This is a genomic window from Achromobacter sp. GbtcB20 (assembly GCF_019091095.1).
Classification (GTDB): domain Bacteria; phylum Pseudomonadota; class Gammaproteobacteria; order Burkholderiales; family Burkholderiaceae_B; genus Achromobacter; species Achromobacter mucicolens.
In genome coordinates, this window is sequence record NZ_JAGXJZ010000008.1 from 16,076 (window position 1) to 32,806 (window position 16,731).

The 16,731-nt window shown below is 67.9% G+C and carries 11 protein-coding genes, 1 tRNA gene and 1 other RNA gene; 3 read left to right on the plus strand and 10 right to left on the minus strand.

The window, feature by feature from the left end:
- Positions 1-11 precede the first annotated feature (11 nt).
- The 6 genes from dnaX to KVT32_RS12560 form a co-directional block, all read right to left on the minus strand.
- Complete coding sequence (gene dnaX, locus KVT32_RS12535) at positions 12-2,534, minus strand: DNA polymerase III subunit gamma/tau (RefSeq protein ID WP_152385296.1); 2,523 nt, start codon at positions 2,532-2,534, stop codon at positions 12-14.
- A gap of 151 nt (positions 2,535-2,685) precedes the next feature.
- Positions 2,686-2,783: signal recognition particle sRNA small type (gene ffs / locus KVT32_RS12540), an RNA gene on the minus strand.
- 382 nt (positions 2,784-3,165) lie between these two features.
- Positions 3,166-6,621 carry an exodeoxyribonuclease V subunit beta gene (locus tag KVT32_RS12545; RefSeq protein WP_217618298.1) on the minus strand — a complete coding sequence of 1,152 codons (3,456 nt, stop codon included), beginning with the start codon at positions 6,619-6,621 and terminating at the stop codon, positions 3,166-3,168.
- A 2-nt stretch (positions 6,622-6,623) separates the two neighbouring features.
- The gene (locus KVT32_RS12550; protein ID WP_217618299.1) at positions 6,624-9,287 is read right to left on the minus strand and encodes a PD-(D/E)XK nuclease family protein; all 2,664 of its coding nucleotides are present in this window, start codon (positions 9,285-9,287) and stop codon (positions 6,624-6,626) included.
- A gap of 129 nt (positions 9,288-9,416) precedes the next feature.
- Entirely contained in the window at positions 9,417-9,575 is a 159-nt protein-coding gene (locus tag KVT32_RS12555; RefSeq protein WP_175155085.1) for a hypothetical protein, read from the minus strand.
- Positions 9,576-9,598: 23 nt separating this feature from the next.
- The gene (locus KVT32_RS12560; protein ID WP_056326784.1) at positions 9,599-10,804 is read right to left on the minus strand and encodes an MFS transporter; all 1,206 of its coding nucleotides are present in this window, start codon (positions 10,802-10,804) and stop codon (positions 9,599-9,601) included.
- 349 nt (positions 10,805-11,153) lie between these two features.
- On the opposite strand from KVT32_RS12560, the gene KVT32_RS12565 reads away from it, so the two are divergent.
- A tRNA-Arg gene (locus KVT32_RS12565) sits at positions 11,154-11,228 on the plus strand.
- Between the two features lie 308 nt (positions 11,229-11,536).
- Positions 11,537-12,730 carry a D-alanyl-D-alanine endopeptidase gene (gene pbpG, locus KVT32_RS12570; protein WP_226846670.1) on the plus strand — a complete coding sequence of 398 codons (1,194 nt, stop codon included), beginning with the start codon at positions 11,537-11,539 and terminating at the stop codon, positions 12,728-12,730.
- A gap of 78 nt (positions 12,731-12,808) precedes the next feature.
- Here pbpG and KVT32_RS12575 read toward each other — a convergent pair whose 3' ends face one another.
- Positions 12,809-13,195, minus strand: a complete 387-nt coding sequence (locus tag KVT32_RS12575; RefSeq protein ID WP_128827346.1) for a ribbon-helix-helix domain-containing protein — start codon at positions 13,193-13,195, stop codon at positions 12,809-12,811.
- 197 nt (positions 13,196-13,392) lie between these two features.
- On the opposite strand from KVT32_RS12575, the gene adhP reads away from it, so the two are divergent.
- On the plus strand, positions 13,393-14,418 hold the full coding sequence (adhP, locus tag KVT32_RS12580) for an alcohol dehydrogenase AdhP (protein WP_063953185.1): 1,026 nt from the start codon (positions 13,393-13,395) through the stop codon (positions 14,416-14,418).
- A 98-nt stretch (positions 14,419-14,516) separates the two neighbouring features.
- On the opposite strand, the gene KVT32_RS12585 is transcribed toward adhP, so the two are convergent.
- The 3 genes from KVT32_RS12585 to xerD all read right to left on the minus strand — a co-directional run bounded on the left by KVT32_RS12585 (position 14,517) and on the right by xerD (position 16,729).
- Positions 14,517-15,095, minus strand: a complete 579-nt coding sequence (locus tag KVT32_RS12585; RefSeq protein WP_056326776.1) for a DJ-1/PfpI family protein — start codon at positions 15,093-15,095, stop codon at positions 14,517-14,519.
- A 125-nt stretch (positions 15,096-15,220) separates the two neighbouring features.
- Positions 15,221-15,709: a Cys-tRNA(Pro) deacylase gene (ybaK, locus tag KVT32_RS12590; protein WP_056326773.1), complete on the minus strand. Its 489-nt coding sequence runs from the start codon at positions 15,707-15,709 to the stop codon at positions 15,221-15,223.
- A gap of 36 nt (positions 15,710-15,745) precedes the next feature.
- Positions 15,746-16,729 carry a site-specific tyrosine recombinase XerD gene (gene xerD / locus KVT32_RS12595; RefSeq protein WP_056326771.1) on the minus strand — a complete coding sequence of 328 codons (984 nt, stop codon included), beginning with the start codon at positions 16,727-16,729 and terminating at the stop codon, positions 15,746-15,748.
- Positions 16,730-16,731: the final 2 nt, after the last annotated feature.

The window sequence follows — 16,731 nt, forward strand, 5'->3', positions numbered from 1 at the left end:
GTTGGCCGCCGTCAGGCGGCGGCCGATGAATCAACGTGGCGGATCGAGCCAGGCACGACATGGCCTCCGAAATCCGCCAACAGCGCTTGCACAAAGGGATCGTCGGCCACGGCGTTTTCGGCCGCCAGCTGGCGCGCCGCGCTCTCGGCCTGCGCCACGGCATACGCCGTGGCATCGCCGGTGACGCCGACCCGCACGTCCAGCCGGATGCCCTGCCCGAAATGTTCGCACAGGACGGTCTGCAGCCGCACGCGGCTTTCGCTTTCGGCCAGGGTCTTGACAGCCACGCGCAGGATGATGGCATCGCCCTGCACGCCGGCCCATTCGCTCTGGCGCGCCAGTTCCGAGGCCAGGCCGGTCACCGGCAGCCGCGCGGCCAGTTCGGGCCAGGACGCCGCGTCCATGTCTGCCAGGCGCGGCGCGCGCGATTGGCGCTTGCGTGCGGGCGCGGGGCCATCGCGGCGGGCGGCTGGCGGAGCGGGTGCGGGCGACGGTGACGTGGCCAGCGTTTCAAAATCGTCGTCGGGGTCGGACGTGAAGCCGCTGTCAGGCATGAACCCGCCTTCGGCTTCGAAAGGAATTTCTTCATCGACCCACGCCGGAGGACCGTCGGCATCGTCCACGGCCGGGGCGATCGCCGCCGCAGCGGGCGTCACGGCCAGGGCGGCGGAATTTTGCGCTTTGGCGGAGGCCGGGTTCGGCGAAGCGGCGTCGGCGGGGAGGTCTTCCCAAGGCGGGACACTGTTGGGATCCGCGGATTGCGGGGCGGACGCGGCGGACGATTGCGCCGGCGCCGCTGCGGCCGGCGGGGCCGGTTGCGCGGGGGCTGCCGCATCGTTTGCCGAGGATGCCGAGGCGGTATGGGCGGCGTCGGGCGAGGACGCGGAGCCGTTTGCCGGCGTGGCGGCGGCTGCGCCATCGAATGGTGCGCTGGCGTTGGCGGCCGGGGCGCCGGGCATTGCCGTGTGGGCTGTGCTCGCGCCGGTCGTCACCGGATCGGCTGTCGGCGCGGCGGCGCCGTTGGGTACTGAGGTGAAGGCAGCGTCAGTGGCTGCCCCATTGGCAGTGGCCGACGCGTTTCCAGCCGGAGCATCGTCCGCTGCCGCATTGTGGGCCGGCGCGGAAGCTGCCGTGGGGCCGGACGGGCCGGCGTCGGGTCTAGCGGCGATGGGTTGCCCGGCGGCTGCAGGCTGAGCCGCTGCCGAAGGAGAGTCTGCCGAAGGAGCGTCTGCCGCCTGCGCGGATGCCGGCACAGCGGCGGTCGACACCGCGGCGGTCGATACCGCCGGAGTCGACACAGCCGCCGTCGACGAAGCGGCCGTTGACGCAGCAGCTGGGTGAGAAGCGCCGGCCTCGGCGCCCGTGGGCGCGGCGATGGCCGCAGATGCGGCGGGCGCTGCCGTCTGGCGGGCGGGTGCGGCGGGCGCTTCCAGCGCCGTCTGCGGGCCAGCATCGCCATTGAGCGCCAGCATGCGCAGGCACGCCATGATGAAGCCTGCGTATTCGTCAGGCGCCAGCGTCAATTCGCCGCGGCTGTGCACCGCGACGGAATAGAAGAGTTGCACGGCGTCCGGATGGAGCGCCTGCGCCAGACGGGCGATGTCGGCGGCCAGCGGATCTTCGGCGGCGGTGACGCCGGTGACACGCTGCTCGATCGCGACGCGCGACAGCAGCACGGCCAAGTCGGCCAGCGCGCCGGCATACGACAGCCCGCGGATCGCGAGTTCATCGGCCACGGCCAGCACGCCCTTGGCGTCGCCCGAGGACAAGGCGTCGAGCAGGCGGACGAGATGGCGCTGGTCGATGGTGCCGAGCATGCCGCGCACGGCGTCCTCGGTCAGGTTGCCCGCGCTGTAGGCAATGGCCTGGTCGGTGAGCGACAAGGCGTCGCGCATCGAACCCGACGCGGCCTGCCCGATCAGCCGCAGGGCCGGGATCTCAAAGCCCACGTCTTCCTGGCCAAGCACGGCCTGCAAATGGCCGACGATGGAGTCGGCCGGCATCTGCTTCAGATTGAATTGCAGGCAGCGCGACAAAACCGTCACCGGAATCTTCTGCGGATCGGTGGTGGCCAGGATAAACTTGACGTGCGGGGGCGGCTCTTCCAGCGTCTTGAGCATGGCGTTGAACGCGTGCCCGGTCAGCATGTGGACTTCGTCGATCATGTAGACCTTGAAGCGTCCCGCGCCGGGCGCATAGACCGCCTGCTCCAGGAGCTGCGTCATTTCCTCGACACCGCGGTTGGACGCGGCGTCCAGCTCAAGGTAGTCGACGAAGCGGCCGGCATCGATCTCGGTGCAGGCGCGGCAGACGCCACAAGGCTTGGAGGTGATGCCGGTTTCGCAGTTGAGCGATTTGGCCAGGATGCGCGAGAGCGTGGTCTTGCCAACGCCCCGGGTTCCGGTGAACAGCCAGGCGTGATGCAGGCGTTGCGTGTCGAGCGCATGGGTGAGCGCGCGCACCACGTGATCCTGTCCCACCAGGGTATCGAACGATCGCGGCCGCCACTTGCGGGCCAATACCAGATAAGTCATGGCTGGATTGTAGAGCCTGATTGTTGAACCCGTTGATCGAGCGGGCTGGAATGCAAAGGGGACGGGCTTATTCCCGTGGAACGAATCCTTGGAAAATAACCCCGTCCCCTGTGAAAGCGATGTAGCAAACGCTACTGCCTTGAAGAATCCGGTTGGCGAGCCTTACTCCGGCACTGACCCTAAACGACTATGGCTGCTTCGTTCCCGACCTGACCAGGTTCACCGTCGAACCATGCGAAGGGGCCCGCCAGCCGAGATTCTAGCAGAGCTGCGCTTCGCGCGCTCGCTCGAATCTCGGCTGGCGGGCCCCGAGGGGCAATATGTGGGCCCCCTCCCCGGCCCTCCCCCCGAGGGGGAGGGGGTGGGGGCTTTGCTTCGCTTGCCCCTTCGGCTCGCTTCGCTTTGCCTTGCTTGGCTGCTTTGCATGGGGCACTTTCTTGGCGCGGGGGCGTTGCTTCGCTTACCCTTTTGGCTCGCTTCGCTTTGTCTTGCTTTCTATGCGGGGCTGCTTTTGACGGAGGCGTTGCTTCGCTTGCCCCTTTTACTCGCTTCGCGTGGTTGCCTCGACTGCCGCAGTTCCTTTTTGCTTGGCGCGTTACTTCGCTCGCCGTTGTGCTTGCCCTGTTGCGCGTTACTCCAGCAGATCTATCCACGCCTTTGCGCGCGGGAAGTACAACGCGGCTCGGGCGCTGCGGCCGTCCAGGGCGGTGACTTGCGTGCAGTAGCGCTGCAATTGTTCGCCGTGGCGTTGGCGCATGCGGATTGCGAAGGCGGCGGGGGATTCTCCGGGGTGGGGGCGGCCGGTTTTGTAGTCGACGATCAGCCAGCCGTCTTCGGTGCTGAGCGCCAGGTCGATGACCGAGACTTTTCCGGCCGCGTCGATGAGGGGCCATTCGCGGCGGGCGCCGGATTGGGATAGGAGCCAGAGGCCGCGTTCGTCTGCCAGGGTGGCTTGCAGCGTTTCCAGGACGGCCGCGGCGGCGGCGTCTGCCTGGCTGGCGGGGATGCCGGCTCGGGTGAGTTGGCGGCGCATGGCGGGCAGGCGGGGCGTGAGGGCCTCGGGGGGCCAGGCTTGTATGCCGTCCTGGCCGATGCGGGCCAGCCAGGCGTGGGCCAAGGTGCCGATGGCGGCGTCGTAGCCGGCTTCGAGTTGCCAGGCGGGATGTTCGGCGGCTTCGCCCCAGGCGCCTCGGGTGGCCGTGGCGAAGCCGGCGCTCATGGTGATGCTGGATTGGCGTTGCAGTTGCGCGAGGCCGGCGTTGTCGATGCGTCGCAGGGGTTCGCCTTGCCATTCGGGGGCGTCGGTTTCTTCTTGCACCGTTTCGCCATTCAGCGATGGTGGAATGGGCGGGGTCAGGCACGGCCACAGGCGGCCCAGCAGGCTGGCTGCGGGCGGGGTCTTGATTTGGCCAGAGGCTTCGTCGATCGATACGTGTCCGACCAGATGCAGACGTTTGCGGGCGCGGGTGGCGGCGACGTAGAGGAGACGGTCTATTTCGTAGGAGGCGCGGCGGGCTTCGCGGGCGCCCAGGTAGCGCGAGACCGGGTCTGCTTCCGTTTCGGCGCGTGGCTTGACCGGGCCGAAGAGGACGCGGCCGCCGCTTTGTTCGAAGCGCACCAGGGGAGCCTGATCGCCGCGCGGCGCGCGGTGCAGGCCGTACAGGATCACGGCTTCGAACTGAAGGCCCTTGGACTTGTGCATGGTCATGATCTCGACCGCGCCTTCGTCTTCATCCGCCGCGTCGGGCGCGGCGAAGAGGCGGGAGATGCCGGCGTCCAGGGCGGCCACGTCGATGTTGCCGTGCGGGGCAAGGCGTTCGACCAGTTGGAACAGGCTTTCGGCGTCGTTGGCGACCGACAGGCCGGCGTAAAGGCCGGGGCCGCCCAGGCGGCGCCACAGCGATTCCACCCACGCGGCGAAGGGGATGGCGCCCGATGCGTTGCGTTTGTCCAGGAGGACCGACGCCACCTGGCGCAGGCGCGCGAATTCGTCGGGGCTGAGTATGGCTTGCGCCGACGGGGCTTGCGGTTCTGGGGCGGGTGCGTCAAAAAGCGAGCCTTGCGGGCCAGGTGCCGCGGCCGATGCCGTTGCAATGGGCTGCGGGGCGATGCGCAAGGCGCGTTCCAGCAGCACGGGCACCGGCGTGATGTGGTCGTCGCCAAAGAGCCGCTGCAACGAGGTGAGCGTCAAGCCGCAATAGGGCGCGCGCAGCACGGACAGCCACGCGAGGCGGTCGGCCGGATGCGACACGGCGCGCACGAGTTGCACCAGGTCGGCCACCACCGGGCGCAGCGCCAGCGGCACCAGATCGACGGCCCGCGAGCGTATGCCTTCCTGTGCGAGCCGGCGCGTGAGGTTGCCCAGGTGACTGCGGGCGCGCACGAGAATCGCGACGGGGTGCTTGGCGCCCTTGTGATCGATCAGCGCCTGGCGCACCAGTCCCACGGCGATGTCTTCGGCCTGTTCTTCGGCGGGCGGCGCACCCTCGCGCGACCACGCCGGATGAAAGCGCACCGCGGGGTCGGGCAGCGCCGGGTGGAAGGCCGTGGACGGGCTGTACGCGATGGCGCCGGCGGCAGCGTCGCTACGCCGGGGCAGCAGGTCGACGAACGACTGGTTCACCCAGTCGACAATGCCGGCCTGCGAACGGAAGTTGTCCGTGAGGTTCAGGAAGTCGGGCTTGACCTCGCCCACGCCGATGTCGGCGACTTCGAGAAACAGGCCGACCTCTGCCTTGCGGAAGCGGTAGATCGACTGCATGGGATCGCCCACGAGGAACAGGCTGCGGCCATCGCCGGACTGCCAGCCTGCCGTGAGGGTGCGCAGCAAGTCGAGCTGCGTCTGGCTGGTGTCCTGGAATTCGTCGATGAGCAGATGCCGGATCGAGGCGTCGAGTTTGAGCAGCAGTTCGCCCGGGTCGTCGGCACTACCCAGCGCGGCCGCGGCCCGCTGGGCGATCTCGATGAAGTCGACCTCGCCTTTTTCGGCAAAGCGCAGCCGCAACTGCGCCACGGCCAGGGCAAGCGTCATGAGCTGCGCGCCCAGCACTTCCCATTGGGCATCGGTGAAATGCGGCGCCGGAATATCGCGCACGGCGTGCAAGCGGCGCACCCAGGCGGCTTGCGCGTCGGCGCCTTCCAGCCAGGCGACGAAGGGTTCCTTGTGCGCGCACTTGGCCGGGAACCCCAGGTTCTTGTTGACGGTCTTGCGCAGGGAGCCGGTGCTGGTCAGCAGCAGGTGCGCGACGGCGCGCCAGGCATCCAGCAGTTCGGCGTCGGGTTGCAGTGCTTCGGTCCAGTCCAGCAACGCAGCCAGCTTGTTGTCGTCTTCGCCATCCTGCAGGTGCGCGGCGGCCAGGCGCGCCGGGCCGCAAAGCGATTCGGACCAGCCGTAGGGCATGGCGGCGCACAAGGCATCGAGGTCTTCGCCGATGGCCTCGGCCAACATGGCCTCCATGGCCTCGCGGTCGGAGCCGTGGCGCAGCAGCGGCAGCCATTGATCGCGCTGGCCCAGCATGTCGGCGATGGCGTCCTTGGCGGCCTGGACGTCGACGTCCAGGTGGCGCAGCAAAATGCGCACGGCCTCGTAGTCGTCCGCGAGATCCAGCGTGGCGCGCGCGGCGGCCTCGTAGTGCGAGCGCGCATCGTCCGTGATGTCCGGCATGCCGCCCAGCTCCGACAGCCACGGCATGCTGCGCACCAGCCCCGCGCAGAACGAGTCGATGGTGCGGATGGCGAGACGCGCGGGATGCTCGAGCAGATGCCAGCCCTGTTCGGCATTGCGCGCCAGCGCCGCGCGGGCGAGGTCCCAGCTGCGGCGTTCGTGCGCGGCCTCGGGGGGCGCATCCAGGCCGCGCCGCAGCTTGCTCAGCACGCGGGCGTGCATCTCGGACGCGGCCTTGCGCGTGAAGGTGATGGCGACGATTTCTTCGGGCCGGTTCACCGTGGCCAGCAAGGCCAGGATGCGGTCGGTGAGGAGTTCGGTCTTGCCTGAGCCTGCGGGCGCCTGGACGAGGAAGGACCGCGCGGGGTCGAGCGCCGCCGCGCGAGCGGCGTGGTCATGCGGAAGGCGATCGGGTTCGGCCATGTTCATGCGTCCTCGTCGTCAAGATGCAAGCGCAGGAACGGCAAGGCATCGCAGTATTTCAGATCGTCGCGCCGGTAGGCGACGTTGGCCGCGTACCCCGCCACGTATTCGTCGGCCAGGGATTCGATCGCCACGCGCCAGCGTTGGCGGATCTCGGGCCAGGACAGGCCGTCGAAGTATTTGCTTTCGCTGGCAAGCGTGACGCCGGGCATGCCCAGGTCTTCGTCGGCCAATCCTTGCGCGGCGACCTGCCGCGCGTGGATCTGCGCCAGCACCAGACCCGCAGCTTCGCCGCCGGCCGCGTCGGCCAGCACCGATGCATAGAACGGCAACTGCACGTTCACGGGACGGCTGCGGGACCAGTCGGGCTCGGGCTTGGCCGCCGCCACGCCGGTTTTGTAGTCGACGATGACGTTACGGCCGTCGGGAAGGCGATCGATGCGGTCCAACCGCAGCTTCAGGTTCAGCGCACCACGCTGCCACTGATGATTTTTTTCGACCTGCGCCACCGCGAACGGCAGGCGCTGCGCTTCGAGGTCCAGCCACGAGGCCAGCACGGCCTGGGCGCGCTGGCATTCCAGCGCGCGCAAGGCTGGCGCGTATTCCTTGAGTTCTTCGCCGGCGGCCTGCGCCACGGCCTGCTCCAGTAACGCCGGCAGACGGCCAGCCGAAAGCTGCTCGTGCAGCGCGTCCTGGTCGGGCATCATGCCCCACACCACTTCAAGCGCCTTGTGCAGGAACTGGCCACGCACGTTGACGGTGGCGGCGTCGGCATAGGGCGCGAGCTCCCGGCCGCCGAGGCGATGGCGCACGAACGCCCAAAGCGGATTGCGCGCCTGCGTGTCCAGCACATCCAGCCCGCCCCCGCCGCGATTGCCGGCCGCCAATGGAGGCCCCTGCGAATCGTCGAGCGATTCCTGCGGCAAGACGGCCTGCGCCTCGGTGCGCGCCGGAGTCCACTCGGTAAGGGAGAGCGCCGCGATCAGTGGCGAAGGACGCAGCTCGCGCTCGCCGTCCATGTGGGCGTGGCTGACGATGATGTCGGGCGCGCAGCGGCACAGCGCGGCAAACATGCCTTCGGCCCATTCGCGTTCGCGCTCGGGCGTGGCGCGCGGCGCCCGGGCCTGGCGCAGCACGGCAAGCGGCAGCAGCGGGTTCGGTTTGGGCGAAGCGGGCAACACGTCGTCTGTCAGGCCCAGCAGCCAGACGCCATCCCAGTAACCGCCTTCGGCTTCCAGCAACCCAAGGACGTCCAGCCGCGCGAGCGGATCGCGCTGCGGCTGGAACGAGGAGGACCGCGCCACGCTTTCCAGCAGGTTCACGGCGGCCACGCCGCCCAGGCGGCCCGCGGCCGGCGCCAGCGCCGAAAAGCTGCCGAGCGCATCGCCCAGCGCGCCCATGACCTGATAACCCACGCTGTCGAGCGGGGCTTCGCCGGGAAAGCCCAGCGCCGTCAAGGCGGCCTTCATGCGCAGCATCCAGACGTCGCACGTGGCCTGGCGGCCGCCTTGCGTCCAGATTTCGGTGGCGTGGTTCCAGGCCTGCGCCAACGCCGGCAGATCGGCAAGCAACTTGCGCCATGCTTGCGGGGCGACATGTAATTGCCCCTGGCGCCGCCAGCGCGCGTCGATGGCGGCAAGCCGCGCGCGGTCGCGCACGTCGCCGGCGCAATGGCCTGCAAGCAACGCGGCGCCCAGGACGCCCACGCCGCAGCCCTTGCCCTGCGCGCATTCGGCCAGCGCCCGCAGCCAGGCCAGCGCGGCGCGGGCCATGGGCCATTCGTCGAGCGGCCGGCCCACGGCAACGTTGAACGCAAACGCTGGCGCGCCGTCGCGCCCGGCCAGCGCCTGGCTGAGCACGCGGCGCGCGAAGGGGGATTCGGCTTCCAGTTGCGGCGACACGATGGCATAACGCCCGGCGAGGTCGGCCTTCAAACGGCTGGCCGCCCAGTCGGCGGCGGCGCGCCATTCGGCGCCCTGATCCGCGGCCTCGAAGCGCTGCGCCACTACCGCCACACGCTGGGTATCGCGCCATTGCGCCACGCACGTGCCCTGGGCCTCGAATGCGTGCAGCAGGCGCTGAAAGCGGGGCGAGATGTCGGTAAACCCGGCAAGCACCAGTTGCCGCGGCGTGGCAAGGCGTCCGGCTTCGAGGGCGCGCACGACGCGCGCGTAACCCTGGTTGGCGTCTTCGGCATCGATGCCGGCCAGCGTGTGGCGATAGCGCTCGCGCCAGCGCGCAAAGCCGCGGTATTCGTCGGTGTCCGCGCCGGACGGCACCTGCAGCGCCCATTCGTCCATGAGCAGGTCCGCATCCATGGAAAGCCGCGCCGCCTGACTGGCATCCAGCAGGACGCGCTCGGCTTCTTCGAGGCGGATGGCTTCGGTCCAGACGAGCTGCGTGGCAAAACTGTCCAGCCGGTAGGCGGGCACGTCTTCGTCGGATTCGAACGCGAGTTCGTTGGCGGATTCAGCGAGCCAGGCGGACAGCGGCAGGATGCGCGGCAGCTCGCTGACCTGGCGTTCCTGGCGCAGCAATCCGGCGAGCTCTAGCGTGAGGCGGCGCGACAGGCGGTTGTTCACCGTGAGCACGAGTGTGTCTGCCGCGGGCAGACTGGCGATGTCCGGCAACGAGAGATCGGAGTAGGAAGGCGCTGCGTCCTGCATGGTCATCCAAGGGCGCGCGCGGCGGGCCGCCGCGCGACGAAGAGCAATGAAAAAGGCGGAGAAAATCTCCGCCGTAGGATACCGCGAGGCGGCCGCCGCGACGCGCCGGTTGCGGTAAGCCGAGCCCTGTCAAAACCCGCAGAGTGCGGCCAGGTTTTCCCAGTGAATCTGCATCTCGGGCGTGGTGTATCCCCAGAACGCCAGCCCCAGCACCGCGGCCAGCGCCAGCACGCCCACCGCTCGCCAGCCTTTGCGGCGACGGGTTTGGGAATGCGGTCCGAGGGTCATTGCGGGGCTCCGGCAGGTCGCGGTCAGGCCGTGGCGGGCTGCGCCGGCGCGACCGGCTGCTCGCGCACGGGCAGGCAGAGCAGCGCCGCGATGACGGCCAGCGCCACGCCCAGCCACCAGACCAGATCGTAGCTGCCGGTCTTGGCATACGCGTATCCGCCCAGCCACACGCCAATGAAACTGCCCAACTGATGGCCGAGAAACACGATGCCCGAGAGCGTGGCCGCATAACGCAAGCCGTAGATCTGGCCAATGAGCCCTTGCGTCAACGGCACCGTACCCAGCCAGAACAATCCCATCCAAGCCGCGAAGGCATAGAGCACCCACGGCGTCAGCGGCACCGACAGCAGCAACAGGATGCCGAACGCGCGCATGAAGTACACCACCGCCAGCAGCCGCTTCTTGCTGTATTTGCCGCCCAGCTTGCCGGCGTAGAACGAACCCAGGACGTTGAACAGGCCGATGAGCGCGATCGCGGTGGCGCCCTGCCCGGCCGTCAGCCCGCCGTCGGTCACATAGGCCGGCAAGTGCAGCGTGATGAACGCGGTGTGAAAGCCGCAGACGAAGTAGCTCCAGAACAGGAAGTGGAACGACGGATGGCGCACGGCCTGCTTGATGGCGGTGCCCAGCGACTGATGCGGACCTGCGTGCGCTTGGGGGCGGCCGCGCAGGAAATACGCCAAAGGCGCGCCGCAAGCCACGAACAGCGACAGCACCCAGAGCGCGCCCGTCCAGTCCAGCCCGCTGATGAGCAGCTGCCCGGTCGGCACCACGGCAAACTGGCCGAGCGACCCGCCCGCGCTGGCGATGCCCATCGCCGTGCTGCGGTAGGCGGGCGGCACGGCGCGCGCGACGACGGGTAGGATGACGGGGAACGTGGTGCCCGCCTGTCCCAGTCCGACCAGCACGCCGGCGGTCAGGTAAAGCGTGGCCTCGTCGGTGGCAAAGCGCGTGCCGATCAGGCCCAGCATGTACAGCACGGCGCCCAGCGCAATGGTGCGGCCAGAGCCGTAACGGTCGGCCAGCATGCCCATGAAGATACAGGCGACGCCCCACACGAGGTTCTGCAGGGCAAACGCCATCGAAAATACTTCACGGCTCCAGCCGTGCGTCAGGCCCATCGGCTGCATGAACAGGCCGAAGGTGGCGCGCACCCCCATGGCAAGCAGCACGACCAGGGTGCCCAAGACAATGGTGCGTGCGGAAATCGTATCGGTTTGGCTAGACATGAAACCCGTGTCTGGTTGTTTTTTGGGTTTGCGCCCCCTCCTCGGGGCGGCCCCACGCAGCGGTGGGACGCGAACATCATATACAAGTCGGCATGCGGGTCCGTGAATACCCGCGTTGCCGCAACAAGCTTCCCCCGAGAGGCCATCCCGGGCGAGCGCCCGGCGCGGTGATTTGGGCGTTGCCGCGCCTGCTGATAGACTTGCGTCCTGCTTCGAAGCCCGCGTCTGCAGTGCTAAACTTCGGCTCGCAAGTTCCGCAGCAATTTCAAGGCCTTAGTGCGAAGTGCCCCCAGTTCTGGCGGCCCTTTTCCGTCGATGGCGACGGCACTGCCTTGCGCCCCCCTCCTCGCTCGCCGTAGTTAAATGGATATAACCGGCCCCTCCTAAGGGTCAATTGGTGGTTCGATTCCACCCGGCGAGGCCAGCTTCGGCCTCGGCTGCGCGCGCAGATTCTTCTCAAAAAAGTCCACCTGTTCAGCCAGATGAGGGTTAATCCGGGCTACGCTCTTGCGCGCCGCGCGGTTAGCTTTGCGGCTTCCGACTTGTGACTAATTGATGCGGCCACAATCCGTCACGGTGTTTTTTCTGAAAAACCTGCAAATCGCCTTGCGCACTACTTGAAATTGCTGTTTAAATTCGACGCGTAAGCCCATAATTCATCTGGACTTTTTCTGATCCGACGAAACGCCGGCTTAAGAAATATTTGCTCACAGACCACAAGCCTGCCCAACCATGGCCTTTTCCTGGAAACGTGCAATTGCGAACGCCATAGCGCCTGCCGCGCTGGCGGTGTGCGCGCTCCTGCCCCCAGCGGCGCAAGCAGCCAAAAATTCCGACCCTTGCAAGACCAACGCCAAGTCGGCGGCCTGCAAGGCGCAACAAGCCAAAAAAGCGCCGGCGCCCAAGGCGGGCTCCGGCAAGAGCGCCGCCGCCAAGCAGGCGGCGCCGTCCGCCAAGAAGGCGCCCCCCAAATCCTCGTCGGCCAAGAAGGCGCCGCCCAAGAGCGGCAAGCAGGTCGCCGCGAAAGGCACGCCGCCCAAAAAATCGGGCGCTGCCGGCAAGGGCGGCAAGACGGACAAGGCCGCACGCGGCCGGCGCGTAGCCGCTGCGGGCGCTGCCAGCGCGGCCATGCCGCCGCCCGCCGCCTCGGCGCGCGCCGAAGCGGCCGCGCTGCGGTCCAGCACCGCTTACGTGCAAGACCTTGAAACCTCCACCGTCATCTTCGCCAAGAACGAAAACGTCGTGCGCCCCATCGCTTCCATCTCGAAGCTGATGACGGCCGTCGTCGTGGTGGACGCCAACCTGCCGATGGACGAAATGCTGGAGATCACCGACGAGGACGTCGACGAGCTCAAGCACACGACGTCGCGGCTGCGGGTGGGCACCAAGCTGTCGCGCGGCGACATGCTGCATCTGGCGCTGATGTCTTCCGAGAACCGCGCCGCGAACGCGCTGGGCCGCCACTATCCGGGCGGGCTGCGCGCCTTCGTGGCCGCCATGAACGCCAAGGCGCAGTCGCTGGGCATGACCAGCACGCGGTTCATCGAGCCGACGGGCTTGTCCAGCAACAACGTGTCGTCGCCGCATGACCTGGCCCGCCTCTTGCGCGCCGCGTCGCAGCGCCCGCTGATCCATCGCTACTCCACCGATACCGAGTACGAGGTCGAGATCAACAACCGCACGCAGACCTTCCGCAACACCAACCTGCTGGTGCGCAAGCCCGACTGGGACATCAAGGTGTCCAAGACGGGTTACATCAATGAAGCGGGCGAATGCCTGGTGATGCTGGCGCGCATCAACGGCCGCGATCTGGCCATCGTGCTGCTGGATTCGCAGGGCAAGCTTTCGCGCATCGGCGATGCCGTGCGCATCCGCCGCATCGTGCAAAGCGAAGTGGCCATGGCGTCGATTGCCTCGGGCGGCTGATGCCAGCCTGACCGCTTCACACGGCAAAACGAAGGGCCCGATCTAATCGGGCCCTTTTGCATGGTGCGGCAAAGCGGGTCACGCCGCGCGGCGCTTCGCGGGGACGGGCTGGGCGTCGCAGAGCGAAGGCGGCAGCCCTTCCAGGACGGCTTGCGCGTTGAGCGAACGGATCGGCACGCTGGCATCGCGCGGGATCCGGCCCTCGGCCTGCAACAGCTGATACCGCAGGCAGCACACGCGCAGGAACGAGGTGAAGTTGGCGGCCTCGCCGCGGTACTCGACCAGTTCGTCGTACAGGCGTTCGATCAGTTGGGTGACCCGCAGGCCGTCACGGCCGGCGATTTCTTCGAGGACCTGCCAGAACAGGTGCTCGAGCCGCAGGCTGGTCGCCACGCCGTGCAGGCGCAAGGACCGGGTTTCGCACGCATACGAATGCTCGGTGGCGCGGATGAAGATTTCACACATGGGAGCTCCTGGGCATCGGCGACACGCTGCCGGGACCGGCGCGCCTGCGATCGACTGTACGACGACTCCCTCTCCAGGGGCAATACGGCCCCGAACCTGTAACGATCTCGACCTTCCCGCGCCGATTGATGTACATCATGGATTTGAGCGCGCAAGCGTTCGAGCATAGTGAAACTGATCAGACTTCGGAGGTAGCGATGGAAAAAACCATGAAGGCCGCAGTTGCACGCGCATTTGGCAAACCCCTGGTGATCGAGGAAGTCGCCGTGCCGCGCCCGGGCCCGGGCGAGCTCCTGGTGAAGATCGAAGCCTGCGGCGTCTGCCACACGGACCTGCACGCCGTGGAAGGCGACTGGCCCGTCAAACCCAATCCCCCTTTCATTCCCGGCCACGAGGGCGTTGGCCACGTCGTGGCCGTGGGCGCCGGCGTCACCCACGTCAAGGAAGGCGACCGGGTCGGGATCCCCTGGCTGTATTCCGCCTGCGGACATTGCGAACACTGCCTGGGCGGCTGGGAAACCCTTTGCGAGCAGCAGCAGAACACGGGTTACTCCGTCAACGGCGGCTTTGCCGAATACGCGCTGGCGGCAGCCGACTACGTGGGCCTGCTGCCCAAGAACGTCGGCTTTGTCGACGTGGCGCCGGTGCTGTGCGCCGGCGTCACGGTTTATAAGGGCCTGAAGATGACGGACACCCGGCCGGGCAACTGGGTGGTCATTTCGGGCATTGGCGGCCTGGGTCACATGGCGGTGCAGTACGCCAAGGCGATGGGCCTGAACGTGGCGGCCGTGGACATCGATGACGCCAAGCTGGACTTCGCGCGCCGGTTGGGCGCGGAAGTCACCGTCAACGCGATGAACACCGATCCGGCCGCCTACCTGAAGCGGGAAATCGGCGGCGCGCATGGCGCGCTGATCACGGCGGTGTCGCCCAAGGCCTTCGAGCAGGCGCTGGGGATGGTGCGCCGGGGCGGCACGATTTCGCTGAACGGCCTGCCGCCAGGGGACTTCCCGCTGTCGATCTTCGACATGGTGCTCAATGGCGTGACGGTGCGCGGTTCCATCGTGGGCTCCCGGCTGGATCTGCAGGAATCGCTGCAGTTTGCCGAAGAAGGCAAGGTCCACGCCACCGTCGCCACCGAAAGCCTGGACAACATCAACAGCGTGTTCGACCGCATGAAGAAGGGCCAGATCGAAGGCCGCATCGTGCTCGACTTCGCCTGATCGCTTTGCGCCCATACTCGCCACGGGGTGCGGCATTTGCCGCACCCCGTGGCTGATCGCAAAGAATTGGCGCTCTCACGCCCGCCCCGCGCGAACGTTCAGGGCGTGATCTTCGTGCCCAACACCGCCAGAAACTGCGCCATCCACGCCGGATGGGCGGGCCAAGCGGGCGCCGACACCAGGTTGCCGTCGGTGTAGGCCTGGTCGACGGCGATCTCGGCATAGGTGCCGCCGGCCAGCCGGACCTCGGGCGCGCATGCCGGGTACGCCGAGCAGGTGCGGCCCTTCAGCACGCCGGCCGCGGCCAGGATCTGCGCGCCGTGGCACACCGCGGCGATGGGCTTGTTGGCCTTGTCGAATTCACGCACGATATCCAGCACCTTTTCATTCAGGCGCAGGTATTCGGGCGCGCGTCCGCCGGGGATCACCAGCCCGTCGTAGGACGAGGGCTCGACGCGGTCGAAGTCGTAATTCAGCGTGAAGTTGTGGCCGCGCTTTTCCGTGTAGGTCTGCGCGCCTTCGAAGTCATGGATGGACGTGGCCACCGTGTCGCCGGCCTTCTTGTCCGGGCAGACCGCGTGCACCGTGTGCCCCACGGTCAGCAGCGTCTGGAACGGCACCATGGTTTCGTAGTCTTCGGCGTAGTCGCCGACCAGCATCAACAGTCGTTTGCTCATGATTGTCTCCTTGGGATGAGAGTGGGGGCCAGTTCTTGGTCTTCTCGTCCCATTGTGCGCGCCGCGCCGGCGGGGCGGGTGGTAATGGGATACCACCGGCGCGGGATACGACCGCGGAACGCCCCCTACTCCAACGCCACCGTCACCGGCCGCGCGCCCAGCAGGTCCACCAGCACCTTGGGATCGATGCCCACCAGGTAGCCGCGCCGCCCGCCGTTGATGTAGACCGCCGGATACGTCAGCACCTCGGCCTCCACCCACACCGGCATCTTCTTGCGGGTGCCGAAGGGCGACGTGCCGCCCACCTGGTAGCCGGAGTGGCGCTGCGCGACCTCGGGCTTGCAGGGTTCGACCTTCTTCAGGCCGGCCTGCCGCGCCAGGTTCTTGGTGGAGACTTCGCGGTCCCCGTGCATGACCACGATCAGCGGCTTGGCTGATTCGTCCTCCATCACCAGCGTCTTGACCACCGCGTGCGGGTCCAGGCCAAGCTGGCGCGCGGCTTCGCCTGCACCGCCGTGGTCGACGTAGTCGTAGGTGTGCTCGGTGTAGGCCACCTTGTGCTGCTTGAGGAACTGGGTGGCGGGTGTTTCGGAAACGTGGCGGGCTTTGCTCATGGGTGTGCCGGTTGAAAAGGGAATGGTGGGCGGCGGCTAGCCGCGCGGGTGATGGGCCGCGTGCAATGCCTTCAGGCGTTCGCGCGCCACGTGGGTGTAGATCTGCGTGGTGGAGATGTCTGCGTGGCCCAGCAGCATCTGCACCACGCGCAGGTCCGCGCCGTGATTCAGAAGGTGCGTGGCAAAGGCGTGGCGCAGCACGTGCGGCGACAGGGGCGCATGCACGCCCGCGATCACGGCGTATTTCTTGACCAGTTGCCAGAACGCCTGCCGCGACATCGCCTCGGCGCGGCTGGTGATGAAAAGCGCATCGCTGACGCGGCCCGCCGCCAATTCCGGGCGGGCAGTATTCAGATACTGCGCAATCCAGTGCGCGGCTTCGGCGCCCAGCGGCACCAGGCGATCCTTGCCGCCCTTGCCCAGCACCACCCGCACCACGCCTTCGTTCAGGCTGACGTCCAGCGAGCGCACGCCCACCAGCTCGGACACGCGCAGGCCGGTGGCATACAAGGTCTCGAGCATGGCGCGGTCGCGCAGGCCGCGCGGCTGGCCGAGGTCGGGCGCCCGCAACAGGGCGTCCACCTGCTGCTCGGACAGCGTCTTGGGCATGCGCGGCGGTTGCTTGGCGGCCACCAGCGTCAGGCACGGATCGCGTTCGGCGCGGTGTTCGCGCAGCGCCCAGGCGTAGAAGCGGCGCAGCGCCGCCAGCCGGCGGTTGGCGGTGGTGGCACGGGTTTCTTCGTGGCGGAACGCGAACCAGGCCTCGATATCCGCCTTCTGCGCGTCGCGGATCGGCTTGGCCGGCCCGACGGGCATGGTCTGCGCACGCTCGGGTTCACCGTGCCGGTCGGCCAGCTCCCGGGCGTAGGCCTCGGGGTCTTCGAGCCAGCGGGCAAAACCGGTCAGGTCGCGGCGATAGGCGGCCAGGGTATTGGCGGAAAGGCCGTCCTCGAGCCAGACGGCGTCGATGAAGGCGTCGATATCGGCCTGGGAGGCCAGCGGCTGGCGGGCGGTGGACATGG

Coding starts and splice junctions, on each gene's coding strand:
- dnaX (WP_152385296.1), bottom strand. CDS start 2,534: ATGACTTATCTGGTATTGGCCCGCAAGTGGCGGCCGCGATCGTTCGAT.
- KVT32_RS12545 (WP_217618298.1), bottom strand. CDS start 6,621: ATGGCCGAACCCGATCGCCTTCCGCATGACCACGCCGCTCGCGCGGCG.
- KVT32_RS12550 (WP_217618299.1), bottom strand. CDS start 9,287: ATGCAGGACGCAGCGCCTTCCTACTCCGATCTCTCGTTGCCGGACATC.
- KVT32_RS12555 (WP_175155085.1), bottom strand. CDS start 9,575: ATGACCCTCGGACCGCATTCCCAAACCCGTCGCCGCAAAGGCTGGCGA.
- KVT32_RS12560 (WP_056326784.1), bottom strand. CDS start 10,804: ATGTCTAGCCAAACCGATACGATTTCCGCACGCACCATTGTCTTGGGC.
- pbpG (WP_226846670.1), top strand. CDS start 11,537: ATGGCCTTTTCCTGGAAACGTGCAATTGCGAACGCCATAGCGCCTGCC.
- KVT32_RS12575 (WP_128827346.1), bottom strand. CDS start 13,195: ATGTGTGAAATCTTCATCCGCGCCACCGAGCATTCGTATGCGTGCGAA.
- adhP (WP_063953185.1), top strand. CDS start 13,393: ATGGAAAAAACCATGAAGGCCGCAGTTGCACGCGCATTTGGCAAACCC.
- KVT32_RS12585 (WP_056326776.1), bottom strand. CDS start 15,095: ATGAGCAAACGACTGTTGATGCTGGTCGGCGACTACGCCGAAGACTAC.
- ybaK (WP_056326773.1), bottom strand. CDS start 15,709: ATGAGCAAAGCCCGCCACGTTTCCGAAACACCCGCCACCCAGTTCCTC.
- xerD (WP_056326771.1), bottom strand. CDS start 16,729: ATGTCCACCGCCCGCCAGCCGCTGGCCTCCCAGGCCGATATCGACGCC.